The sequence below is a fragment of the Lentzea alba genome, from assembly GCF_011067745.1.
GTDB classification, from domain to species: Bacteria; Actinomycetota; Actinomycetes; order Mycobacteriales; family Pseudonocardiaceae; genus Lentzea; species Lentzea alba.
This window is the reverse complement of sequence record NZ_JAAMPJ010000010.1, coordinates 110,206-136,844: the sequence shown is the minus strand read 5'-3', so window position 1 is coordinate 136,844 and position 26,639 is coordinate 110,206. Positions and strand designations below refer to the sequence as shown.

Sequence of the window (26,639 nt, the reverse complement as noted above, 5' to 3'; positions counted from 1 at the left end):
GCCCGTCTAGCGGGCCGGCAGTTTCCAGATCCGGATCGACTTGTCCGCGCCGGCGCACGCGATCCGTTCGCCCTTGGGGTCGAACGCCACGTCCTCGATCCGCGCCCCGGCCCCGATGACCGTGGCGCGAACCGACTTCGAGGCCACGTCCCACAGCTGCACGGCGTTGCCGTGGCCCCAGGTCGCGATGGTCCTGCCGTCCGGGTGGTACAGGGCCTTGGTGATGATGTCGTCGCCCTCGGTCCGGTCGAACACCGCCTTGCTCTGCCCGGTCGCGACATCCCACAGCTGCATGCTGTTCGAGCCGTCGTCGTCGGGAACCGCGAGGGTCTTGCCGTCCGGGGAGAACGCCGCACCGGGGGAACTGGAGTCCTTGATGATCTTCACGGTCTTCCCGGACGCCGGGTCGACCAGCTTGATCTCCTGGTACTTCGTGCCGCCGTAGGCCAGCAGCGACCCGTCCTTGTTGAACGCGAGCTCACTGCCGCCGTCGGCCTCGGTCAGACCGATCTTCACCTTGCGGGAGGCCACGTCCCACACCTTGAGGCCGCCGCCGTGGGTCAGGCCGACGATCGTCTTGCCGTCCGGGTGGAAACGCAGGGTCTTCATGATCGCCCTGGCGTCCTCCAGCGTGCCGATCTGCGTGCGGTCGGCCAGGTTCCACAGGTACGTGGTGCTGTCGCCGGTGCGGTTGCCGCCCGCCGCGAGGATCTTGCCGTCGGGGCTGATCGCGACCGCGCACGCCGAGGCGCCGCCCGGCCCGTCCGGGTTCTGGACCGTGCCGAGCACCTTGCCGGTCTCGGTGTCCCAGATGCGGACGATGGCGCCGTCGAGACTGTCGTCGCCGCTGACCAGGATCTTGCCGTCCGGGCTCCACGCGATCGAGGTGACGGTGTCCTTGTGGTCGGAGAGCTGGATGTGCTCGGTGATCTCCTCGGGCCGTCCGGGCTGCGCGACCTGCGAGGTCGTCGACTCCTCGGAGCCGCCCTCCTTGTCGGCGGCGGGCTTGTTGTCGTTCGTGGACGGTAGTTGGGCGCCCTCGCCGTCGTTCTTCCGCGAGGTCAGCCACCACGCGGTGCCGCCACCGGCCACCGCGAGCGCGCCGACGCCGGCCAGCAGCAGCGTGCGTCTGCTGGGGCCGGAGCTCTTCATGGTCGGCACCGCCAGCACGACGGGTGCGCCGGCCAGCAGCGCGAAGGCCTGGTCGATCGTCGCGCGCTCGGCCGGGTTCTTCCGCAGCAGCCCGCCCAGCAGTGACGACAGCTGGCCGGCGCGCTGGGGTGGCGCCGGTTCCTGGGTCAGCAGCATGGACAGGGTCGTCATGAAGTCCTGGCCCTGGTACGGCGGCCGGCCCTCCACGGCGGCGTAGAGGGTGGCGCCGAGCGACCACATGTCGGTCGCCGGGGTGATCGGCGCGCCGGTGCCCTGTTCGGGCGCCATGTACGCGGGCGTGCCGACGATCGAACCGTCGGTGGTCAGCGGCACGTCGCCGGTGAGCCGCGCGATGCCGAAGTCGGTGATCACGACCCGGTCGCCGGACAGCAACACGTTGGCGGGCTTGAGATCGCGGTGCACGATCCCGGCCTCGTGCGCCGCCCTGAGCGCGCTGAGCATCGCGTTGGCGACGTAGGCGACCTGGTCGACGGGCAGCGCGCCCTGCGCCTTGATCGCGTCGGACAGCGAGCCGCCGCGCACGTACTCCATCACGATCATCGGCGTGCCGTTGTACTCGACGACGTCGTGCACGGTGACGATGCCGGGGTGGTTGAGGTGGCCGGCGAGCTGTGCCTCACGCATGGCGCGCTGGCACAGCAACGCCCGCTGCTGCGCGTCGAGACCGGCGGGCAGCAGCAGCTCCTTGATGGCCACCTCACGGCCGATGACCTCGTCACGGCCGAGCCAGACCCGGCCCATGCCGCCGGTGCCGATCACCTGAACCAGCCGGTAGCGCTGCGCCACCAGACTTCCCATCGCGTGTGTCACGGCGCGCAGCTTAGATGGGAACACGTCCGATTTCGTGCGTATCCCTCAAGTTCGGGAAGTACCGGAACTGTTGGCAGCAAAGAAACATTGTGCGTCTTCAATCGGTCGGCAATAGACCTGTCGCTAGTGGACCTTCGCGACCTCGATCCCGACTTCCCCGAACATCCGCAGTTTCAGCGTCCTGGTCGGCTCCACGGTGAACCCGGCTGCAGCGATCCGCTTCGCCACGGCGTCACCGACGTTGTCCTTCAGCTGGACGCGGAGTTCTCCGCTCGCGCCGCGCTTGCGGGCCCCGTGCCCGTGGCCGTGGTCGTGGTCGTGGTCGTGCAGGACGGCGTCGGCCAGCACGAGCACGCCGTCCGGCCGCAGCACGCGACGCACCTCGGCGAGCATCTCGTCCTTGGCCGAGGTTTCCAGGTGGTGCAGCATCAAACTGGAGAACACCACGTCGAACGAGGCGTCCGGGAACGCCAGTTCCTGGGCGAACCCGCGATCCAGCTGTGCCGTCAACCCGGCCCGCCGGATCTTGCGCTCGGCGCGTGCCAGCATCTTCAGATCCGGGTCCACGCCCACCAGTTCCACGTTGCGGTGCCGCTTTCCGGTCGCCCGCAACAGGTTCCCGGTCCCGCAGCCGACGTCCAGCACGCGCTGGCCGTCCCGCAGACCGGCCAGCGCGATCATCTCCTGGTGCACTCGACCGAGTCCGGACACCCGGTGCAGCACGTCGTAGAAGGGCAACAGGTAGTGCTTGCCCATACCCGGCAGGTAGTCCCGCTCCTGGGACGATATTTCGGCCATGTGTTCCATTGTGACCGGGCTTCCAGCACCGTTTCTGTGTCGATCCACGGTTTGAGTGGGATGATTTGACGGTGCGAACCCGACGAACGCCCGTGCGCGCGGACGAACCGGCGACCTACACCTGGCAGCCGGTGCCCGGCGAGCTGTCCGTGGCGGTCATGACCCTGGGACACGACGCCGACATCAACGGCGCGCACGAGGCGCACTCGCACGACTTCCCCGGCCTCGCCTTCTTCTCCGGCGACGGCGGCATCGTGCGGACCGGGAAGCAGGTCCGGCACGTCGAGGCGGGCGACCTGTTCGTCATCGCGCCCGGCGACGTGATGGGTCAGGCTCACTGCGACGACCTCGTCGGCGCGCAGGGGTGGGGCGTGTTCTTCACCGCCGACGTGCTCGGCCCGGAGACTCCCGGCGCGCATCTGGCGTGGCGCACCCATCCGCTGCTGTTCCCGTTCGTGCGCGGCGGTGCGACCGACGCCCTCCGGCTCAAGGTGCCGCCGCAGGACCGGAGCGAGTGGGCGGCCCGCGTCGAGGCGCTGCGCGACGAGCTGACGCACCGCCGCGAGGGCTACCGCGAAGCCGTGTCCGCTCATCTGGTGCTGCTGCTGGTCGGGGTGTCGAGGCTGGCCGCGGACGTGGTCGGTGACCTGCGCGAGAACGCCGAACCGATGCTCGCCGAGGTGTTCGACGTGATCGAACGCCGTTACCCGGAACCGTTGTCGCTGCGGGAGGTCGCCGAGGCCGTGCGCATCTCCCCCGGCCACCTGACCTCGACGGTCCGCAAGCGCACTGGCCGCACGGTCCAGGAGTGGATCACGGAGCGCCGGATGGTCCAGGCGCGGCGGTTGCTGGGCGTCACGGAGTTGACCATCAGTGACATCGGGCGGCAGGTGGGGTTCCCGGACGCCGGGTACTTCGCCCGGACCTTCGGCAAGGTGCACGGGATGAGCCCGACGTCGTGGCGGAGGGTGAACGCCCGCTGAACTCTCGCGAACGGCCTGGCGCGCGGTGGCCGTTTCGTCGGCTTCGCCCTGCCCGGTCGTGGCACTGTCGTGCTGTGACCGGCGGCGAGCAGACCACCTTGAGCACCAACGAAAGCGACCTCGGGACGAGGTTCCACGACCTGATGGAGGTCGTCGTCCGGCGGCTGCCGTTCGGTCTCGCGAGGGTGGTCGCTCCCAGTCTTCTCGGCTTCGCGCTGATCAACGGCTGCACGTTCGGCATCGACCTGCTGTTGCTCGCGCTGTTGCGCAGCGGCCTGGGCCTGCCGGTGCCGATCGCCTTCACCATCGCCTACGTCGTGGCGTTCGGGCTGAGCTTCGTCCTCAACCGCGCCCTGAACTTCCGCTCGCACGCGCCGGTCGGCCCGCAGGCGGGGCTGTACGCGGTGGCGATCCTGATCAACTACCTGGCGTTCATCCTCGGCCTCGGCAGCGCGCTGACCGCGATCGGCGTCCAGTACCTGCTCTCCCGCGTCGTCGCCGGCGCGTGCGAGGCCGCCTTCATGTACAGCGTGATGCGCTGGATCATCTTCCGCGACACCACAAGCCGGTGATTTCGTCAGGCTGACGTCCCCGGCAATCCATGCCAAATCAATGCCATGCCGTGACAGCTCAAGGTCGTCACTTTAGGTTCATAACCAGTCATTCTCCGTCAACGGCGTAGCCCACCTCGGCGGTGCGCGACGCCAGGAGGACCGGCTGATGCGACTGGTGGAACGAGAAGAACAGCTCGCTCGCCTCGAGGCGATGTTCGCCGACTGCCTGGCGGGCCGCGGTCGGATCGCGCTGGTCAGCGGCGCGCTCGGCAGCGGGAAGACGGCGTTGCTGCAGGAGTTCGGTGAGCGGGTGGCGTTCGCCGGAGCCGCTTTCGTCAGTGCGGTGGGGTCGTGGACTGAGCGCGGCCTGCGGTACGGGGTGGTCAGCCAGCTGCTGCACGAAGCGTCCGTGTCCGTGCTCGGCCGCCGGGTCGTCAGCGCCGTCCTGCAGCGCAGCGCCCTGCTGGGCCCGGCGCTGCACGCGCTCTGCCTCGGCCTGCTGGAGATCACCGACCGGGTGCCGCTGGTGATCGGCGTCGACGACGTGGACCTCGCCGACCAGGCGTCGCTGAACTGTCTGCTGGCGCTGGCCCGGCGACTGCGGTCGGCGCGGGTGCTGTTCCTGTTCACCGAGTCCGCGCAGCCGCGGTCGTCGTTCCGGATCGAACTGCTCCGCCTGCCGCAGTGCGCACACGTGGTCATCGACCCGCTGACCGAACGCGGTGTCGCCACCCTGCTCGGTTTGCCCGACGCCGAGCGGATCCACTCGTTGAGCCGCGGCAACCCGTTGCTGGCGCGGGCCATCGCCGAAGACGACCTGCCGCAGGCCGTGCTGCGTTGCCTGCACCGCGGCGGACCTCTCGTGCGGCACACCGCACGGGCGATCGCGGTGCTCGGCGAGCGCTCCACACCGACGGCGATCAGCAGGTTGATCGGCGTGGACCGGCACGCGATCACGCACGCCCTACGGGTGCTGACCGCGGCCGGCCTGCTGGGCGGTGGCAGGTTCCGGCACGCCGGCACGCGGGACACCGTGCTGGCCGACGCCCCACCGACCCAGCGCGGCAGCCTGCACGCCCGCGCGGCGCGGATGCTGCACGACCGGGGCGAGGCCGCCGAGGTCGTCGCCTGGCACCTGCTCGAAGGCCCGCCGCGCTGGCACGAGTGGGTCGTGCCGGTGCTGCGGGCGGCGGCCGAACGCGGCCGGGCGGACTTCGCGACGCGGTGCCTGGAGCTCGCCCGGAAGTCCTCTGTGGACCCGGCGGAGAAGGCCGCGATCACCGCCGATCTCGCCCAGCGGGAGTTCCGGTCGAACCCCTTGGCGGCCGGCCGTCACCTGTCGGCGTTGCGAGAAGCGTTGCGGGCCGGTCATCTCGACCGTTCGGCGACGGTCACGGTGGTCAGCCAGCTGCTGTGGCACGGACGGACCGACGACGCGCTCGTGCTGGCGCGGGACGACCCGGACGCCGAGCGGTTCCTGGCCTCCGCGCACCCGGCGCTGGCACGGTGGCGGCGCCACTCGAACTCGCCGCTCACCGATCTGCTCGGCCGCCAGGACAGCGCCGCGGCACGCCGTGCCGAGAGGGTGCTGCGGGGCTCGCGGCTGGCCGGTGAGATGCCGTGGGCGGCGGTGTTCGCGGTGCTGACGCTGATCTACGCCGATCGTCTGGAGAGCGCGGCCGCGTGGTGCGAGCGGTTGCTGCACCAGGCCGGTGACAACGTGACGTGGCAGGCGATGTTCTCGGGTCTGCGGGCGGAAGTCGCTCTGCGCCAGGGTGATCTGCGTGCCGCGCGGCGCCTGGCCATGGTCGCGTTCGGGCTCCTGCCGCCCCACGCGTGGGGCACCGCGGTCGCAGGTCCGTTGAGCTGCTTGGTTCTCGCCTGCACCAGGTCCGGCCAGTACGCGGAGGCCGGCGAATACGTCGGACAACCCGTTCCGGAGGCGGCGTTGCAGACCCGGTTCGGGCCGCACTACCTGTACGCGCGGGGCGAGTACCACCTCGCGACCGACCGGCCTGACCTCGCGCTGGCCGACTTCCGCGCGTGTGGTGAGCTGATGCTGGCGTGGGGCCAGGACCATCCCGGCGTGCTGCCGTGGCGGGTGCAGGCCGCGCGGGCACTGCTGACTCTGGGCAGGCCCGCTCGGCACCTGTTGATCGACCAACTGGAGCTGACCACCAGTCGATCACGCACGCGCGGTTTCGCGTTGCGCGTGCTGGCTCCTCTCTGCGATCCCGCCGTCCGGACGCGGATGCTCGCGGAGTCCGCCGAGATCCTCGAAGACCGCGGCGACAGGTTCGGTCTGGCACACACCCTGGCCGACCTGAGCACCGCCCTCGGCGACCACCCGCGAGCCCGGATGATCGCGCGACGGGCGTGGCACGTGGCGCACGACTGCGACGCCCAGCCGCTGCTCCCCGCCGACGTGCCGGACGAGGCCGGCCAGGTGGAGGCCCTGACCGAGGCCCAGCGCCGGGTGGCGGCGCTGGCCGCCGACGGTCACACCAACCGGGAGATCGCGCGCAGACTGTTCGTCACGACGAGCACCGTCGAGCAACACCTCACGCACGTCTACCGGAAGCTGGACATCAAGCACCGCAGTGAACTTCCGGCCGGATCTCATCGACGACCTCGCCGGTGAACACCACGACCCCGGCGCCGGCGAAGTTCGCCATGTCGGCCTGCGCGGCCTGCCCTTCCGGCGTGCTCATCGCGGCCTGCAACGCCTCGGCGGAGTCGGCGGTGATGTCGACCTTGACGTAGAACGGCGGCGGCGTGCCGTCCGGGTTCGGGGCGAGCTTCGTCGCGGTGGCGCCGCGCAGTCCCAGTTCGACGACCTTGCGGGCGAGCGGCGCGTGGACGGTGAAGAAGTGCTCGTCGAACGCTTCCGGGTCGGCCGGGTGGTGGTAGAGGCAGGTGAAGACGTACATCGGTGGTCCTTTCACTGGGGGAAGTAGCCGGTGCGCTGGAAGAACCGGATGCAGGTGTCGAGCAGGTCGTCGGTGATCTCCGGGCACGGGAAGCCTGCTTCGACCGTTTCCTCGATGTCGTAGGTGATGCGCAGTTCTTCGGCCTGGGTCGCTGCGGTGAACACGTCCAGGAGGGCGTTCGCGGCGTTGTCCGGATCGCTGCTCACGCGGTCGTTCCACTGGTCTCTCGGGATTTCTTCGAGGTCGTAGCCGTGGTGGTTGAGGCGGTCGATGAGGTTGTTCAGGCTCACCGGTTCGGGGTTGTACAGGTGGTAGGTGTCTTGCCTGGGTTCCATCGACAGTCCGACGATCGCGGCGCTGACGTAGTCGACCGGCGCGATCGTGAACAGCCCTTTTGCTTGTGCGGGCACAGCTTTGGCCTGCAGGCAGCCTTTGAGGCTGCGCCACACGAAGTCGTTCGTCTGGCAGGCGCCGTCGACCTGGCTGCCGCACACCGTGTCCGGCCGGTACACCGTGACGGGCAGACCCCTCCGTTGTGCCTCTCGCACGATCTCCTCGGAGACCCACTTGCTCTGCTGGTACCCCGTTGGCAGCTGCTCGGCCGGCCCGGTCTCGGCATCCGTGGACTTCGGTCCTCCCGGCTGCGCGAACACTCCCGTGGTGGACACGTAGTGCACTCGCACTGTGCGATGTCTCGCGGCCAGGCGCAGCACTTCTTCGGTGCCTTTGACGTTGGCCGCCTTGAGATCCTGGTACGGCTGCAGCCAGTTGACCTGCGCGCCCGCGTGATAGACGACGTCGATTTTTCGCGCCAGGTTGTCGAACCGTTGCTCGTCGAGGCCCAGTCGGGGTTCGGCAAGATCTCCTCTGACCGTTCGGACGCGGTCGAGATCGACGTCGAGGCCATACCAGTCGAGGTTGTTTTTGAGGCGGGCCAACGCTGTGGTGTCGTCGTCGGCCCGCACTAGACAGTGCACGCGGGCTGTCGTCTGGTCGAGGAGGTCGCGCAGCAGGAACGCCCCGAGGAAGCCAGTCGCGCCTGTCAGCAAGATCTCTCGCGGTTCACCGGTTGCTCGGATGGTCGGCTGGATGTCTTGATCCAGCGCGATTTCCTCCGCGAAGTCGATCTCCGTGATCGCGCTGCCGCCGTTCAGGAACGCCGCCAGCGCAGCGGGCGTGGGGTGGTCGAACACAATGGTGGCCGGCAGCCTGCGCCCGCTCGCCGTCGCCACCCGGTTGCGCAGCTCCACCGCCAGCAGTGAGTCGACGCCCATGTCCTTGAACGGTTTCGCGGCGTCGAACTCGTCGTCTTCCAGCCGGAGCACGGCTTTCGTCGTCGCACACACCAGCTCGAACAGATCCTCGGCCGTTTCCTCCGGCTGTTCGGCCGGGTGGTTCGCGTCGAGCCAGTAGCGTCGCCGTTGGAACGGATAGGTCGGCAACTTGACCTTCCGCGCTCCGGGGAACATCCCTGCCCAGTCGACCTCGACCCCGCGCACGAACGCTTCGCCGAGCGCCCGCACGAACCGGTCCGGTCCGCCGTCGTCGCGGTGGAGGGTCCCCGTGACGGCAGCGCCTTCCACCGTCTGCTCGACCGCGACCGTCAGCACCGGATGCGGGCTGATCTCGATGAACTTGCGATACCCGTGGTCGGCCAGCGTCCTCATCGCCGACTCGAACAACACGGTCTGCCTCACGTTCCGGTACCAGTACTCGGCGTTCAGCTCGGTCGTGTCGAGCCACTTCTCGTCCACCGTCGAGAAGAACTCGATCGCCGCCTTCTTCGGCGTGATGCCGTCGAGCACCCTGATCAGGTCGTCCCTCAACTCCTCGACGTGGTGGGAATGTGACGCGTAGTCCACCGGAATCCGCTTGCCCGCCACGGCTTCAATCGCATCCAGATCACCCGACACCACGATCGACCCCGGCCCGTTGATCGCCGCCACCGCCAACCGCGGATCACGCGGCAGCTCCGACACGACGACCATGCCGCCCCTGCCCGCGAGCCGCCGCGCGATCAGCTTGCTGCGCCGCGCCACGATCCTGGCTCCGTCCTCGACGGACAGCGCCCCGGCCGTGACCGCGGCCGCGATCTCCCCCTGCGAGTGCCCGACGACCGCTTTCGGTTCCACCCCTCCGGCCCGCCACAGGTGCGCGAGCGACACCATCACGGCCCAGAGCGCGGGCTGCACGACGTCGGCCCGCTCCAGCGCTTCGGCGTTGCCGAGCACCTCGAACAGGTCCCATTCGACTTCCGGCTCCAGGGCTTCCGCGCACTCCCGGATCCGCTGCGCGAACACCGGTTCGGCCTTGATCAGGTCGCGCGCCATGCCTACCCACTGCGCGCCCTGGCCCGGGAAGACGAAGCAGACCTCGCCCTCGACGTCGGCCACACCCTCGACCACCCGACCGCCCACGACGACGGCCCGGTGTTCCAGCATCGCCCTGGTCGTGACCAGCGAAAACGCGACGTCGGCGGTCGGCTCCAGGTCCCGCACCTGCTCGATCCGCGCCCTCAACGCTTTCGCGCTCCTCGCCGACACGACCAGCGGCACCTCGCCCGCCCCCACAACCAGCGGTACCCCGCCCGCCCCCACAACCAGCGGTACCCCGCCTGCCGCGACGACCGGCGGCACCTCGCCCACGCCGGCAATCAGGGGCACCTCGCCTGCCTCGGCAACCCGCAGCACCCCGCCGGCCCCGGCGACGCGCCGCACCCCGCCCGCGCCAGCAACCAGCGACACCTCGCCTGCCTGGGCAATCGGAATCGATTCGGACTGACGGGCCCCCTGGGGGGATCGGGTCCCCACTCCAATCATCTCAGCCAGGTCTGACAATTCCTGCGCGCTCGCAGCTTCCAAGATCACGTGCGCATTGGTGCCCGACACGCCGAAAGACGACACCCCCGCCCGGCGCGGACGATCCACCGACGGCCACGGCCGAGCCGACGTCAGCAACTCGACCGAACCAGCCGACCACTCCACGTGTGGTGAAGGCGAGTCCACGTGCAGGGTCCGCGGCAGCACACCGTGCCGCATCGCCATCACCATCTTGATCACGCCACCGACCCCGGCCGCAGCCTGCGCGTGACCGATGTTCGACTTCAACGACCCCAGCCACAGCGGCCGAGAACGCTCACCGTGCACAGCGATCAACGCCTGCGCCTCGATCGGATCCCCGAGCAAGGTCCCGGTGCCGTGCGCCTCCACCGCGTCCACATCGGATGGTTCCAGCCGAGCCTGCGCCAGCGCCGCACGAATCACCCGCTGCTGTGACGGTCCGTTGGGCGCGGTGAGCCCGTTCGAAGCCCCGTCCGAGTTGACCGCCGACCCGCGCACGACCGCCAAAACCTCGTGCCCGTTGCGCCGAGCATCGGAAAGCCGCTCCAGCAGCAAAACCCCGACTCCCTCAGCCCACCCCGTGCCGTCAGCCGAAGCGGCGAAAGCCTTGCACCGCCCGTCGACCGACAACCCGCGCTGCCTGCTGAACTCCACGAACACCGCCGGACTCGCCATCAGCGCCACCCCGCCGGCCAACGCCAGCGAACACTCCCCCGCCCGCAACGACTGCACCGCCAGGTGCAACGCCACCAGCGACGACGAGCAGGCCGTGTCCACCGTGACCGCGGGCCCCTCCAACCCGAACGTGTAGGCCACTCGCCCCGACGCCACGCTCCCCGCGCTGCCGATCCCCAGATGCCCCTCGAGCAACGTCGGCACCCGCCCCGAGAACCGCGACCCGTAGTCGTTGTACATGACTCCGGCGAACACCCCGGTCCTGCTGCGCCGCAACGACAACGCGTCGATCCCGGCGTCCTCGAACGCCTCCCACGACGTCTCCAGCAACAACCGCTGCTGCGGATCGATCGTCAGCGCCTCCCGCGGCGAGATCCCGAAGAATCCCGCATCGAACTCCGCAGCGTCATGAAGAAACCCGCCCGACCGCGTGTAGCAGGTCCCGCTCACCGACGGATCCGGCGAGTACAACGCGTCCAGATCCCAGCCGCGGTCTCCCGGGAACGGCCCGATGGCGTCCACCTCGTCCGCGACCACCCGCCACAAATCCTCCGGCGACCGCACCCCGCCCGGATACCGGCACGCCATCCCGACGATCGCGACCGGTTCGTTCAGCCGCGCCAGCAGTTCGTCGTTCTCGCGCCGCAACCGCTGGTTCTCCTTGACCGCAACGCGCAGCGCCTTCACGACCTGGTCCACGTGCCCCTCCGCCTCAGCGCCCACCGAGCACCAGCCGCACCAGGTCGTCGGCGTCCATGTCGTCGATCACGTCGGTTTCCTCCGCCCCGACGTCCGGCAGCAACTCGGCCATCAGATGCTCGGCCAGCGCACCCGGACTGGGGTGGTCGAAGACCAGCGTCGACGGCAAGCGCACGCCGATCGCGGCACTCAGCCTGTTGCGCAACTCCACCGCGGTGAGCGAGTCGAACCCGAGCTCCTTGAACGTCCGCTCAGCCGGCACCCGCTCCGGAATCCCGAGCACCCCGGCCACCTCAGCGCGCACCAGGTCAAGCACCTGCCCCGGTTCCCCGGTCGGCCGCCACGCCTCGATCTCCGGCTCCCGCTCCCGAACCAGCCCGCGCAACAACGGATGCACCACCTGCGCAGCAGTAGCCAACGGCACCGGCACCAACACCGGTTCCCCGCACCGCAAGGCCGCGTCGAACAGCCGCAAGCCTTCCTCCGCACCCAACAGCCTGATGCCGCTACGAGCCATCCGGGCTCGGTCGACCTCGCTGAGGTGCCCGGTCATGCCGCTTTCTTCGGCCCACAGCCCCCACGCGAGCGACACAGCCGGCAACCCACGCGCCCACCGATGCTTCGCCAATGCGTCCAGGTACGCGTTCGCCGCCGCGTAATTCGCCTGCCCCGGCCCGCCGAACGTGCCCGCGGCCGACGAGAAGTACACCATCGGCACGTCCGGCAACAGCTCGTGCAGATGCCAGGCCGCATCCGCTTTGGGCCGCCACACCCCATCAACGCGCTCGGGCGTGAGCGACGAGATCACGCCGTCGTCGAGCGTTCCCGCCATGTGCACCACGGCGTCCACCCGACGCTCGGCCAACAACCGCTCCAACGCCGCCCGATCCGCCACATCGCACCGCACAACCTCGGCACCGAGTGCTTCCAGTTCAGCGTCCCCACCTCGCCTGCTGGCGAGCACCAGGCGCCGAACCCCATGCGCGGTGACGAGATGCCGCGCCACCAGCCTGCCCAACGTGCCCGTGCCACCGGTGATCAACACCGTGCCGTCCAACCTGACGGCCTGCTCCCCCAGCGTGGTCCTGGCGAGCCGCGGCACCAGCACCTCGTTGCCGCGCAACGCAAGCTGCGGCTCCCCGGACGCCACCGCCGCCGCCAACTCCTCCTGGCGCACCTCACCCTCGACGTCAACCAGGACGATCTTGCCGGGGTTCTCCGACTGCGCGGACCGCACCAGTCCCCACACCGCCGCGCCGGCCAGGTCCGGATCCTCCCCCGTCGCGTTCTTCGTGACGAGCACGAGCGGTTCCTGCACACCCGCGACCCATTTCTGCAACACCATCAACGCCTGGCGCACGTGGTGCAGCTCAACAACTTCCCCCGACAGCTCAGCATCCACGACCGGAATCGGCTTCCACCGCACCGCATACAGCGACTCGGGCGCGAGCTGACCAGACGACACGGGCCGGATCACCAACGAATCAACGTTCACCACGGCACGGCCGCTCTCATCGACCGCGACGAGCGACACCACGTCACTCCCGATCTCGCTCAACCGCACCCGAAGCACCGAAGCACCGGTCGCGGCCAGCGACACCCCGCTCCACGCGAACGGCACCCTGCTCTCGTCGTTCTCCAGCGCGATCGCGTGCAACGCGGCATCGAACAACGCCGGGTGCACCCCGAACCCAGGTTCCCCTTCCGGTAACCTCACCTCGGCGAACACCTCGCCATCGCCCCGCCAAACCCGGTGCAACCCTCGGAACCTCGGCCCGTAAACGAACCCGATACCGCTCAACCGCTCATACAAATCGCCAACCGCCACCTCTTCCCCGACAGGCGGCCACGCGATCTCCACCTCCGGCGGCCCACCGGGCGCCAGCACCCCGCTCGCGTGGCAAACCCACTCCTCACCCCGCGAGAACACCTCGATCGTCCGCCGCCCCACCTCGTCCGGACTGCCAACCACCACCTGCAGCTCGGCCTCCGACACCACCAACGGCGCCAAGATGGTCAACTCTTCCACCACGCCACACGCGGCCTCCCGCGCGGCGTGCAACGCCATCTCGAGGAACCCGGTGCCCGGCAACAACACCGACCCCAGCACCGCGTGATCAGCCAGCCATGGATGCGCCGCGAGCGACATCTTCCCGTTGAACAGCAACCCGCCCGACGCCAAGCTGATCGCACTCCCCAGCCACGGATGCCCGGCCGCTGTCAGCCAGTAGTGCTTGCGCTGAAAGGCATACGTCGGCAGCTCGACCCGCCGCGCCCCGCGACAACACCGCGCCCAGTCGACGTTCGCCCCACCAACCCAGGCCCGCGCCAACTCCCCCAGGAATCGCCCCCACCCGCCGTCGTCCCTGCGCAGCGACCCGACCACGGTCCCCTCGACCACGTCCTCAATCCCGATCGTCAACACCGGATGCGCGCTGACCTCGACGAACACCCCGTACCCGTCCTGCGCGAGCTGCTCGATCGCCCCTGCGAACCTGACGGTGCCGCGCAAGTTCTCGTACCAGTACCCCGCATCGAGCCCGGCCGTGTCGAACCGTTCCCCCGTCAACGTCGAGTAGTAGTCGATCCCGGTTCGCCGGGGTTCAATCCCCTGCAGCGCCTCAAGAATCTCTTCCCGAACAGCCTCGACCTGCGGCGTGTGCGACGCGTAGTCCACCGGAATCCGCCGCGCGTGCACCCCCCGAGCCTCACAAACCGCCAACAGCTCTTCCAACGCCTCCGGCTCCCCGGCGAGAACCGTGGCAGCGGGCCCGTTAACCGCCGCAACGTGCACCTTTCGCGCGAGTTGGCCGGCCGCGTCCACAGGCAGTGCAACCGACACCATGCCACCCGTACCCGCCAACCCGGCGATCGCCTTGCTGCGCAAACAAACCACCCGAGCACCGTCCTCAAGGGACAACGCCCCGGCAACGACCGCAGCCGCGATCTCCCCCTGCGAATGCCCGACAACGGCCTGCGGCTCAACCCCGTACGCCCGCCACAACCCGGCCAACGACACCATGACCGCCCACAGCGCGGGCTGCACGACCTCAACCCGCTCCAACGCCTCGGCGTCCCGCACGACCTCGAACAAATCCCAGTCGACCCACCGACTCAAGGCGACCGCGCACTCACGCATCCGCTCGGCGAACACCGGCGCTTGCTCGATCAGTTCCACCGCCATGCCCACCCACTGCGAGCCCTGGCCGGGAAACACGAACGCCACCCGCTCGCCGCCCTGCGCCGCCCCGGAAGCGATCTCCACCCCGTCCGCCGACAGAACCGCCCGATGCCCGAACACCGCCTTGGCCGCGAGCGCACCGCCAACATCCGCCGGGTCGAGCTCAGGATGCTCCCCCGCGAACGCCACCAACCGCTCAACCTGCGCCCGCAACGCCGCCTCGGACTTGCCCGACACCACCCACGGAACCGGCCCAACCGCGACGCTCACCGGGTCACTCGTCAGCTCCGATCGACGAGCCGCGGTACTCGTCACGTCCTTGGCGACTTGCCCGCCCACGACGTCCGACCCGATCGCAGCTACGCCCTTCACACCGACGACCACGTCCTTCGCCGAATCCACCTGGTCATCCGGCGCGATCCCATCCGCGGCAATCCCATCCGCGGCAATCCCATCCGCGGCAATCCCATCCGCGGCAATCCCATCCGCGGCAATCCCATCCGCGGCGTCGCTGCCCGCGTCCGCCGCGGCGCCCGGAATCGATCCCGATTGGCAGGCCCCCTGGGGGGATCGGGTCCCCACTCCAATCATCTCAGGCAGGTCCGACAATTCCCGACCGGCCGAAACCGGAGCGGCCTCCAAGATCACGTGCGCGTTCGTGCCGCTCATCCCGAACGACGACACCCCGGCCCGGCGCGGCCCGGACCCGGCGGGCCACGGCCGAGCCTCCGTCAGCAACTCGACCGCGCCCGCCGACCAGTCCACGTGCGGCGTCGGCGAGTCCACGTGCAAGGTCGCCGGCAACAGTCCGTGCCGCATCGCCTGCACCATCTTGATCACGCCGCCGACGCCCGCCGCCGCCTGCGAGTGGCCGATGTTGGACTTCAGCGACCCCAGCCACACCGGCTCAGTCCGCTGCCCATAAGTCGCGATCACGGCCTGCGCCTCGATCGGGTCGCCCAACTCAGTGCCGGTGCCGTGCGCCTCAACGACATCAACATCGGCCATGGACAGCCCCGCCGCCGCAAGCGCCGCACGGATCACCCGCTGCTGCGATGGTCCGTTGGGCGCCGTCAGCCCGTTTGACGCGCCGTCCTGGTTCACCGCCGACCCACGCACGACAGCGAGCACTTCGTGGCCGTTGCGTTGGGCGTCGGAGAGCCGCTCCACCAACAACACACCGACACCTTCTGCCCATGCGGTGCCATCTGCAGAAGCCGCGAACGGCTTGCACCGGCCATCAGGAGCGAGCGCGCGCTGCCTGCTGAACTCGACGAACGGCATCGGTGTCGGCATCACCGTCGCGCCCCCCGCCAAGGCAAGCGAGCACTCGCCGTTGCGCAACGCCTGCGCGGCCCAGTGCAGAGCCACCAGAGACGACGAGCACGCCGTGTCGACCGTGATCGCCGGCCCCTCGAACCCGAACGTGTAAGCCACCCGGCCGGACGCAACGCTGGCCGCGCCGCCGGTGCCGAGGTAGCCCATGACGTCGTCGGGCGCGCGGTCGTACAGCCGTGACGCGTAGTCGTGGTAGACGGCGCCGGTGAACACGCCGGTTTGGCTGCCGCGCAACGACAACGGGTCGATCCCGGCACGTTCCACGGCCTCCCAGGACACCTCAAGCAACAGCCGCTGCTGCGGGTCCATCGCGAGCGCCTCACGCGGGTTGATCCCGAAGAACTCGGCGTCGAACCGTCCCGCGTCGTGCAGAAAGCCACCCTCACGAACGTACGACTCCGCGAAGTCCCAGCCACGGTCCACCGGCGGGCCGCTGATCGCGTCGCGCCCCTCGGCCACCAGCCGCCACAGGTCGTCCGGCGAGGCGACCCCACCCGGATACCGGCACGCCATCCCGACGATCGCGATCGGCTCGTCGGCACGGGTCACCACAACGGAATCCCTGCGCCCGCCACGCAAATGCTCCGCCAGCGCCCGCGGAGTCGGGTAGTCGAACAACAAAGTGGCCGGCAAGGTCATACCGGTGGCCGTCGCCAGCCGGTTGCGCAACTGCACCGCCATGAACGAGTCGAATCCGCACTCGCTGAACGCCCGTGCGGGGTCAACGGCGTCCGGGCTCTCGTGGCCGAGCACCGCCGCCGTGTGTGCGCGCACCACGTCGAGCAGGTCACGTTCCGATGCGCTCGCCACGGCCGTTGGCGCTGAACCGTCCAACCAGTAGCGCTTGCGCTGGAAGGCATAAGTGGGCAGGTCGACGCGGCGCGCGCCCGTTCCGTCGAAGAACCGCTCCCAACCCACCTGAACGCCGCGCACGTACAACTCGGCCAGCGCCGTCAGCAGCCCCGCCGGCTCCTGCGCGTCGCGCAAGGCGGCGCTGAACACGCACCCGTCCACTGAAGACAGGTTGTCGGCGGCAAGTGCTGTGAGCACGCCACGCGGACCGAGTTCCAGAAACGCCGTGACGCCTTCGTCCGCCACGGTGCGCACGGCGTCTGCGAAGCACACGGTCCGGCGCGCGTGTTCCACCCAGTACTCCGGCGAACTGACCTGCCCAGCCACCACGGGGATCGACGGCTCCCGGTAGGTCAGGCCCTCCGCGACGCGCCGGAACTCGTCGAGAATCGGTTCGACGAGCGGCGAGTGGAACGCGTGACTGACGTCGATGCGTTTCGACGTCGCGAACCGCGCGGCAATCGCGAGCACCTCGTCCTCATCACCGGAGATCACGACCGCGTCCGGCCCGTTCACCGCCGCGATGTCGACCCGGCCCGTCAGCAACGGCACGATTTCCCGCTCGCTCGCCTGAACCGCCACCATCGCGCCACCTGCGGGCAACGCCTGCATCAACCTGCCGCGCGCCGCGACGAGCGTTGCCGCGTCCTCCAGCGACAACACTCCTGCCACGTGCGCTGCCGCCAGCTCGCCGATCGAGTGCCCCACGAGGAAGTCCGGCCGCACCCCGAACGCCTCTACCAGCCGGAACAGCGCGACCTCGACGGCGAACAACGCGGACTGCGCATCGGCGGTCCGGTCGAGCGGCCCTCCGCCGAAGACCAGATCGCGCAGACCGTCGCCCAGATGCGCGCAGACCTCGTCGAACGCCGCCGCGAACACCGGGAACGCCTCGTACAACTCTCGCCCCATGCCCGGCCGCTGACTGCCCTGCCCACTGAACAGAAACGCCACCCGACGCCCGGTCACCGCGACGCCCTCCACGACGTGCGGACTCACCCTGCCTTCGGCGAGCGCCCCGAGCCCGTCCCCGACGACCACGGCCCGGTGCTCCAGCGCCGCCCGCGTGGTGACGAGCGAGTACCCGAGGTCCAAACGCCGGTCCGTGCACTCCAGCAGCCGACCCGCCTGCGCCCGCAACGCGTCCGCGCTCCTCGCCGACACGACCAACGGCACCTCGCCCAGCGCGGCGTCCGGAATCGATTCGGACTGGCAGGCCCCCTGGGGGGATCGGGTCCCCACTCCCATCATCTCAGGCAGGTCCGACAATTCCTGGCCAGCGGAAACCGGCCCAGCCTCCAAGATCACGTGCGCGTTCGTGCCGGACACCCCGAAAGACGACACCGCCGCCCGCCGCGGACGATCCACCGACGGCCACACCCGAGCCGCCGTCAGCAGCTCCACCGCCCCCGAAGACCAATCCACCTGCGGCGAAGGCGAGTCCACGTGCAAGGTCCGCGGCAGCACTCCATGCCGCATCGCCTGCACCATCTTGATCACACCACCAACGCCCGCCGCAGCCTGAGCGTGACCGATGTTCGACTTCAACGACCCCAGCCACACCGGATCCACCCGCTGGCCATGGACAGCGATCAACGCCTGCGCCTCGATCGGATCACCCAAAACAGTCCCGGTGCCATGCCCCTCGACGAGATCGACATCGGCAGCAGACAGTCCGGCCGAAGCAAGAGCCCGCTGGATCACGCGCTGTTGCGACGGGCCGTTGGGCGCGGTCAGGCCGTTCGACGCGCCGTCGGAGTTCACGGCGGAACCCCGGACGACGGCGAGCACGCGGTGTCCGTTGCGCTGCGCGTCAGAAAGGCGCTCGACCAGGAGCACGCCAATGCCCTCCGACCACCCGGTCCCGTCAGCCGACGCGGCGAAGGCCTTGCACCGCCCGTCGGCAGACAACCCGCGCTGGCGACTGAACTCGACGAATGTGGCGGGCGTGGCCATCACCGCGACGCCGCCGGCCAGAGCGAGCGAGCACTCGCCGTTGCGCAACGCCTGCGCAGCCCAGTGCAGAGCCACCAGAGACGATGAGCACGCTGTGTCGACCGTGATCGCCGGGCCCTCGAAGCCCAGCGCGTACGCAACACGGCCGGACGCCACGCTGCCCGCCGTGCCCAGGCCCAGGTAGGGCTCGACCTCCTCGGGAATCGAGTCGAGACGCGAGGCGTAGTCGTGGTACATGACGCCGGTGAACACGCCGGTTTGACTGCCGCGCAACGACAACGGGTCAATGCCGGCGCGTTCGAGCACCTCCCACGAGACCTCCAGCAACAGCCGTTGCTGCGGGTCCATCGCGAGCGCCTCGCGGGGCGCCAGCCCGAAGAACTCGGCGTCGAACTCCGCCGCGTCGTAAAGGAAACCGCCGTAGCGCGTCGACGACTTGCCGGGACGATCAGGATCCGGGTCGTACACAGCGTCCCAGCCGCGGTCCGCCGGGAACTCGCCGATCGCGTCGACCTCGTTCAGCACCAGGTCCCACAGGTCCTCGGGCGAACGGACACCGCCCGGATAGCGGCACGCCATACCCACGATCGCGATCGGCTCGTCCGAACGAACCGAGGCAGCGGTGACCGGGGTGTGCGAGCCGCGCAGTTCCCCGGAAAGGTGTTCGGCCAGGGCCAGTGGAGTCGGGTGGTCGAAGACGAGGGTCGCGGGCAGGCGGAGGTCGGTGGCGGCGGACAGGCGGTTGCGGAGTTCGACAGCGGTCAGGGAGTCGAAGCCGAGTTCGGCGAAGGCGCGGGTGGGCTCGACGGCGTTCGCGGCGTGGCCGAGGACCGCGGCGGTGCTGGCGCGCACCAGATCCAGGAGGCTCTGCCGCTGGTCCGGTTCAGAAAGGGTCGGCAAGCGCATGTCAGCGTTGCGACGCAACGGGTTCGCTGAGAACTGGGCTGCGATCAACGCGGGTTCGGAAGCGCGTAACGCCGCGTCGAACAAGGTGAGGCCGGTCTCGTCGGACATCGCGACGGTGTTGTCGTGGACGCCGGCCCGAGGGAGGTGGGCGGTCAGCGCGCTGGTTCGCTCCCACAGTCCCCACGCGATGGAGACGCCGGGCAGTCCGCGCACGTGGCGGTGCCGCGCGAGGGCGTCCAGGAACGCGTTGGCTGCCGCGTAGTTGCTCTGCCCCGGACTGCCGAACACGCCCGCCACCGACGAGAACAGCACCAACGGCACGGACGGCACGAGCTCGTGCAGATTCATCGCGCCGATGACTTTGGGGCGCAGCACGGTGTCGAGGCGTTCGGGCGTCAGCGAGGTGATCACGCCGTCGTCCAGCACCCCCGCCGCGTGGATCACGGCCGAAAGATCGGGAATGCCTTCGAGCAAGGCCGCCAGTTCGGCACGGTTGGCGACATCGCAAGCGGCGACCGTGACGTGCGCGGCGAGCTCGGCTTCCAGCTCAGGGCCAACGCCCCGCCGGCTCACCAGCACCAGCCGCCGGACGCCGTGCGCGGCAACGAGATGCCGCGCGATCAAGCCACCCAACGCACCGGTTCCGCCGGTGATCAAAACAGTGCCACTGCCGAGCATACTGTCCTCAGTGGACGGTTGAGCCTGCCGCAGCCGTGGGACGTACGCCTGACCGTCTCGCACCATCAGCTGCGGTTCGCCGGACGCGACCGCAGCGGGCAGCGCCGAGTCGTCAGCGTCGACGAGGAAGATCTGGCCCGGATGTTCGGACTGCGCCGATCGCACCAGTCCCCACACCGCGGCGCCGTCGAGGTCGGAGTCAACCGCGCCGCAGGTGTGCACGACGAGCCGGGTGTTCTCGCCGATCCATTGTTGCAGCTGTTCCAACGCCGCATGAACGTTCTGCGGCGACACCACAACGACGTCGTCAGGCATCTCGGTGACGCGCGGCAACGCGATGGGTGCCCACTCGACCCGGTACAGCAGGTCTTTGAGCAGCGTCGGTCGCAGCATCAGGGACTTCACGGCCGCGACCGGCAGTCCGGCGCCGTCGGCCAACTGCACCGAGATGCTGTCGCCGTTGCGGGTCAGCCGGACGCGCAGGGTGGTCGCGCCCGTCGCGAACAGCTCGACGCCGTTCCACGCGAACGGCAAGAGCGCTTGTCCTGGCTGCGTTTCTCCCCAGCCTGCCAATGCGATGGGGTGCAGCGCGGCGTCGAGCAGTGCGGGGTGCAGCCCGAACTCGGAAGGATCACCCGGCAGTTGCGCCTCGGCGAACAGCTCGTCGCCCCGCCGCCACAACGCGGTCAAGCCCTGGAACTCCGGGCCGTACTCATACCCTTCGGCGGTCAACGTGTCGTAAACGCCGGCGAGGTCGACAGCGGTGGCGTTCGCTGGAGGCCATTCATGCAGGCCGAGGGGCTTCGAGACCGAGGCGGTCAGCGTGCCGCTCGCGTGCCGCTGCCACAGCTCGCCGCGGCTGTGCACGGTGAACGTGTGGTCCCGCGCCACCGCAACCTGCACTTCGACACTGCCCCGTTCCGGCAGGATCAGCGGTGCCTCGATGATCAGCTCGTCGATCGCCGGGGCGCCCACCTGGCGGCCGGCCGCCAGCGCCATCTCGACGAAAGCCGTGCCGGGCAACAGAACCGTGCCGGACACCGCGTGGTCAGCGAGCCACGTTCGCCGTGACAGGTGCGTGGTGAAGATCGTGGTGGCGGCGTCTGCGAGTTCGAAGGGCGCGCCCAGCAACGGGTGGCCGTCCGGTTCCACCCAGTACCGCTGGTGCTGGAACGCGTAGGTCGGAAGGTCGACGTGACGCCCGTCGAAACGCCAGTCGACCTCCACACCCCGCACCCACAGCTGTGCCGCGGCGGCCAGGAGGCGGTCCTCGCCACCGTCGTCACGGCGGAGTGTGCCGAAACCGGTCAGCAGCACCGGATGCGGGCTGACTTCGAGGAGGATCTTGTCGCCGAGCTCGCGGACGACCTGGTCGTACCGGACCGTTTCGCGCAGGTTGCGGTACCAGTACTCGGGGTCCGGCGGTCCGCCGCCGCAGGTGGAGAGGAACGGGATCGCCGGCTCACGAGGTTCGATGCCGGCGAGAACGGCCAGCAGTTCGTCGCGGAGTTCCTCGACGCGGGCGGAGTGCGAGGCGTAGTCGACCGGGATCCGCTTGCCTTGCACGGTGTCGAGCGCTTCGAGGTCGCCGGACAGGACGAACGACTCGGGTCCGTTGATCGCCGCCACGGACAGTCGCGGGTCGAGGGGCTCGGGCAGCGCGTCGACGACGGTCATCCCGCCCCGGCCGACGAGCCTGGTGATCAGCTTGGCACGCAAGGCCACCACGCGCGCTCCGTCCTCAATGGACAGCGCTCCGGCCACGACCGCCGCCGCGATCTCACCCTGGGAGTGGCCCACGACGGCCGTCGGTGCCACGCCCTGGGTCTGCCAGAGGTGGGCCAGCGACACCATCACCGCCCAGAGCGCGGGCTGGACGACTTCGACGCGTTCCAGCGCGGCCGGGTCTCCGAGCACCTCGAACAGGTCCCAGTCGACGTGCGGCTGCAGCGCCCGCGCGCACTCGGCTATGCGGGACGCGAACGCCGGGGACTCGTCGAGGAGCTGCACGCCCATGCCCGCCCACTGAGAGCCCTGGCCAGGGAAGACGAAGACGACCTCGGGATGGTCCGCGGTGCCGGACGCGATCTCGGTGTGGCCGTGGAGCACCGCGCGGTGTGGGAACGTCGAACGGGTCGCGAGCGTGGCGGCGACGTCCACGGGATCGGGTTCGTGGCTGTCCACCCATGCGAGCAACCTCTGCGTCTGGTCTCGCAACGCCGCCTCGGTCTTGGCCGACACCAGCCACGGCACCAACCTCGCCGCGCTGCTCTCGCCTTTCGGAATCGCCTCGCTACCCCGACCCCGCGGAACCGCCGCGCCGTCCCCACCCCTCGGAATCGATTCGGACTGGCGGGCCCCCTGGGGGGATCGGGTCCCCACTCCAATCGTCTCAGGCAGGTCTGACAATTCCTGAGCGTCCGCGGATTCCAAGATCACGTGCGCATTGGTGCCGGAGATGCCGAACGACGACACGGCGACCCGACGCGGACGGTCCACCGACGGCCACGGCCTTGCGGACGTCAGCAGCTCAACCGCGCCAGAAGACCAATCCACATGCGGCGAAGGCGAATCCACGTGCAAAGTCCGCGGCAACACGCCGTACCGCAGCGCCTGCACCATCTTGATCACGCCGCCCACCCCCGCGGCGGCCTGCGTGTGGCCGATGTTCGACTTCAAGGACCCGAGCCACACCGGATCCGGCCGCTGGCCGTACACGGCCAGCAACGCGTGCGCCTCGATCGGATCACCCAGGACCGTGCCGGTGCCGTGTGCCTCGACGACGTCGACGTCCGCGGCGGACAGGCCGGCCGAAGCCAGGGCCGCGCGGATCACGCGTTGTTGCGCCGGTGAGCGAGGGGCGGTCAGGCCGTTCGAGGCACCGTCGGAGTTGATCGCGGAGCCGCGCAGCACGGCGAGCACCCGGTGGCCGTTGCGGCGGGCGTCCGACAGACGCTCCAGCAGCACCACGCCCACGCCCTCGGACCAGCCGGTGCCGTCGGCGGACGCGGCGAAGGCCTTGCAGCGGCCGTCCGGCGACAGGGCGCCCTGTCGCGCGAACTCGACGAACGTGGCAGGAGTGGACATCACGGTCACTCCGCCCGCCAGCGCCAGCGAGCATTCGCCGCCGCGCAGCGACTGAGCGGCCAGGTGCAGGGAGACCAGGGACGAGGAGCAGGCCGTGTCGACGGTGATCGCGGGCCCCTCGAAGCCGAAGGTGTAGGCGACGCGGCCCGAGATGACGCTGGCCGCGGTGCCGACGCCGGAGCCGTAGTCGTGGTACATGGCGCCGGCGAACACGCCGGTTTGGCTGCCGCGCAACGACAACACGTCGATGCCCGCGTGTTCGAAGGCCTCCCAGGAGACCTCCAGCAGCAAGCGTTGCTGAGGGTCCAACGACAGAGCTTCGCGCGGGGAGATGCCGAAGAAGTCGGCGTCGAACGAGGCCGCGTCGTGCAGGAAGCCCCCGTAGCCGGCGTCGACGTCCCAGCCGCGATCGCCAGGAAACGAACCGATCGCGTCGACCTCGGCGGCCACCAGGCGCCACAGGTCCTCCGGCGAACGCACACCACCCGGATAGCGGCACGCCATGCCCACGATCGCGATCGGCTCGTCCGAAGCCACCTGATCAACGGCGACGTCAGCCGCACCGAACAGCAAAGCCCGCAGATGAGTAGCCAAAGCGGCACCGGTCGGATGATCGAACGCGCAGGTCGCGGCGAGCGGCAGGCCCGTCGACGCGACCAGGTCGTTGCGCAGCTCCACCGCGCCGGCGGAGGTCAGGCCGAGCTCACTGAACGGAACGGAAGCCGATACCGCGGAGCCGCAGACGCGAGCAGCGGCGGACTGGACGAGGCCGAGCAGCACGACATCGCGCTCAGCAGCCGACAACGGCGCCAGCCGGTCGCGCAAGGGCACCCCGGACGCCTCGAGGACGGGCGCGGAAACACGTTGGCAGGCATGCGCGGAGCCGAGCGCATCGAGCACGGAGATAGCACCGTCGCCCCACTCCAGCGACACCGCGGGCAAGCCCTGCGAGCGGCGGTGCCGGGCCGCCGCGTCGCAGAAGGCGCCCAATCCGGGATCGGAGGCGGGCCAGCACAGCACCAGCGGTGCGGAAACCGTGAGATCGGCGGCAAGCGGTGAGGTGTGCACGATCAGGGCGGCGGATTCCGGGGCACAGACGTCGAAACCCGAACGAAGCTCGTCCGCGATCGGGCCGGACCCGAGAACCGCGACAGGTCCCAGCGGCTCGTGCACCGCGGGCAACCTGGTGAGACGGGGTGTGAGCACAACACCGTCCCGCACGGCGAGTTGCGACTCCCCGCACGCGACAACGGACGGCAGGTCAACGGAATCCGAGTCGACGTCGACCAGCACGATGCGGTCGCGCTGCGCCAGACCCCACAGAAAAGCGTGCTCCAGATCCAGGACGCCCTCGGTGTCGTTCACCGCGACCGCGCGACGCGTCACGATCACGAACCGCGCGGAAGGCGACGGATCCGAAGCCAGCCAGGCATCCAAGCCCAATGCTCCATTGTGGACGATCGTGAGGTCGAACCTCTGCCCCGCGGCGGCAACGGGAGCCCACTCGACGCCGTAGAGCGGCTGCAGCGACGCACGCAGCCGAGAAGGTTGCGAGGCCAGCCGATGGCGGAAGATCTTGCCGGACGGAGTTCGCGGAACGGCAGAGGTCGACCGCAGCTCGAACGGAACCTTCGCGGCCGACAGCTGCGAACGGCACCCGGCGAGCACAGCGGCGGGGTCGAAATCGGGACCAGGCACCACGTACGCGATGGGCACCTCGCCGAGCACCTCGTCGGGCCGGCCCGCCACGGCCGCGTCGAGAACGCCGGGAAGCTGCAGCAGCACGCGTTCGATCTCGCCGGGATGGATGTTCTCTCCGCCGCGGATGATGAGTTCCTTGGTGCGCCCGGTGATCGTCAGATATCCCTGCGGGTCGCGACGGGCCAGGTCGCCGGTGTGGTACCAGCCGTCGTCCAGCGCGGAAGGCCGGCCGTGGTAGCCGGCCATCAGGTTCGGTCCGCTGACCCACACCTCGCCCTCGGACCCGCACGGCACGTCGGCACCGGAGGCGTCCACGAGACGCACGCTCACGCCCGGCACCGGCAGGCCGCACGAACCAGGAACGCGCAGACCGGCGGGCCAGTTCACGGCGATCATGCCGCACGTCTCGGTGCTGCCGTAGCCGTCGAGCAGCGGAACACCGAAGGCCGCCTCGAAGTCCGCGCACAGCGAGGGCGGGCAGACCGAGCCGGCGGTGAGGCAGACCCGCAACCCCGAAGCGGTGCCGCCGGTGCGCACGAGCTGGTGGTACATCGCCGGAACGCCGGCCAGGAACGTGACGTCCGAACGCAACTCGGCGAGCACGCCCTCGGCGGAGAACCCGCTCTGAATCCGTGCCGTGGCACCGACAGCGGTCACGCCCAGCACGCACAAGCTGTGCGCGAAGCTGTGGAACAACGGCGCGGGCCACAACACCACGTCCGACGACGACAGCCCGTAGATCGGCGCGTAACAAGCCGCCACCGACCACAGACAGCTGCGCTGAGTCGACAGCACACCCTTGGGCTTGCCGGTGGTGCCGGACGTGTAGAGCATCCACGCGTGCTCGTCCAGCCCGAGATCGTCTCGAGCCGGAGCCGAACCACCGGCGGCCAGCTCGGCGAACGACAGCGTGTCAACGGGAACCGAGTCACCGACCACGACCAGTGAGCGAACACCCAGGCCGCGCAACCGATCCACGTGCGCCGCGTCGGTGATCACGACCGAAGCACCGCTGTCCGTCAGGAAATGCGCCAGTTCGGCGACGGAGGAATCCGGGTTCAGGAGCACCCCGACAGCACTGGCCCGCGTGATCGCCAGGCAGCTCTCGATCACCTCGACCCGGTTGCCGAGCAGGATCGCCACCCGTGCGCCGCGCGGCACCAGACCGGCGAGGTGACCGCCGAGCCGCCGCGTGCGCGGCTCCAGGTCCGCGTAGATGACCGAGCGCCACGGGTCGGAGAACGCGACCTTGTCACCGAAGTGCGCGGCGTGGGCCCTGAGCAGTTCGGGCAACGGCCGGATCAGTTCGGCACGCAACATGGACGCACACCTCCGTCGAGTCTCGGTGCGTCCAAGCCTGTCCAGGAATCCCTGCCGTCGATCCCCCTAAGCGACCCCTAGGGCAACGGGATCCAGATCACTCCACCGCTGCTGGCGAGACACAAAAATGCGCCACCGGGAAATGTCCCAGTGGCGCA

General features: G+C 69.6%; 8 protein-coding genes. 3 read left to right on the top strand and 5 right to left on the bottom strand.

Annotation, left to right across the window (positions count from 1 at the left end; all coding sequences use genetic code 11):
- Positions 1-6 precede the first annotated feature (6 nt).
- Positions 7-1,983 (bottom strand): serine/threonine-protein kinase, encoded by a 1,977-nt coding sequence (locus G7043_RS31825; RefSeq protein ID WP_166051997.1) that lies wholly within the window; start codon positions 1,981-1,983, stop codon positions 7-9.
- Between the two features lie 123 nt (positions 1,984-2,106).
- The gene (locus tag G7043_RS31820; RefSeq protein ID WP_166051995.1) at positions 2,107-2,781 is read right to left on the bottom strand and encodes a class I SAM-dependent methyltransferase; all 675 of its coding nucleotides are present in this window, start codon (positions 2,779-2,781) and stop codon (positions 2,107-2,109) included.
- A 71-nt stretch (positions 2,782-2,852) separates the two neighbouring features.
- On the opposite strand from G7043_RS31820, the gene G7043_RS50055 reads away from it, so the two are divergent.
- From G7043_RS50055 to G7043_RS31805, 3 genes are all read left to right on the top strand, one after another.
- Complete coding sequence (locus G7043_RS50055; protein WP_166051993.1) at positions 2,853-3,764, top strand: helix-turn-helix transcriptional regulator; 912 nt, start codon at positions 2,853-2,855, stop codon at positions 3,762-3,764.
- Between the two features lie 98 nt (positions 3,765-3,862).
- Positions 3,863-4,336 carry a GtrA family protein gene (locus G7043_RS31810; protein ID WP_242642897.1) on the top strand — a complete coding sequence of 158 codons (474 nt, stop codon included), beginning with the start codon at positions 3,863-3,865 and terminating at the stop codon, positions 4,334-4,336.
- A 148-nt stretch (positions 4,337-4,484) separates the two neighbouring features.
- Positions 4,485-6,959 (top strand): helix-turn-helix transcriptional regulator, encoded by a 2,475-nt coding sequence (locus G7043_RS31805; RefSeq protein WP_166051992.1) that lies wholly within the window; start codon positions 4,485-4,487, stop codon positions 6,957-6,959.
- Here the strand turns inward: G7043_RS31805 and G7043_RS31800 are convergent.
- From G7043_RS31800 to G7043_RS48700, 3 genes are read right to left on the bottom strand one after another with little or no spacing between them, the layout of a single operon-like run.
- Positions 6,907-7,248 (bottom strand): EthD family reductase, encoded by a 342-nt coding sequence (locus tag G7043_RS31800; RefSeq protein WP_166051990.1) that lies wholly within the window; start codon positions 7,246-7,248, stop codon positions 6,907-6,909. The two genes, G7043_RS31805 and G7043_RS31800, sit on opposite strands and share 53 nt — an antisense overlap.
- Positions 7,249-7,259: 11 nt before the next feature.
- Positions 7,260-11,486, bottom strand: coding sequence for a type I polyketide synthase (locus G7043_RS31795; RefSeq protein WP_390828536.1), 4,227 nt, complete (start codon positions 11,484-11,486; stop codon positions 7,260-7,262).
- Complete coding sequence (locus tag G7043_RS48700) at positions 11,476-26,481, bottom strand: type I polyketide synthase (RefSeq protein ID WP_242642896.1); 15,006 nt, start codon at positions 26,479-26,481, stop codon at positions 11,476-11,478. Before G7043_RS48700 ends, G7043_RS31795 begins: the two co-directional genes overlap by 11 nt.
- Positions 26,482-26,639 lie beyond the last annotated feature (158 nt).

What these genes read in the sequence shown, in the direction of transcription:
- G7043_RS31820 (WP_166051995.1), bottom strand. Translation starts at nt 2,781, where the DNA reads ATGGCCGAAATATCGTCCCAGGAGCGGGACTACCTGCCGGGTATGGGC.
- G7043_RS31805 (WP_166051992.1), top strand. Translation starts at nt 4,485, where the DNA reads ATGCGACTGGTGGAACGAGAAGAACAGCTCGCTCGCCTCGAGGCGATG.
- G7043_RS31800 (WP_166051990.1), bottom strand. Translation starts at nt 7,248, where the DNA reads ATGTACGTCTTCACCTGCCTCTACCACCACCCGGCCGACCCGGAAGCG.
- G7043_RS48700 (WP_242642896.1), bottom strand. Translation starts at nt 26,481, where the DNA reads ATGTTGCGTGCCGAACTGATCCGGCCGTTGCCCGAACTGCTCAGGGCC.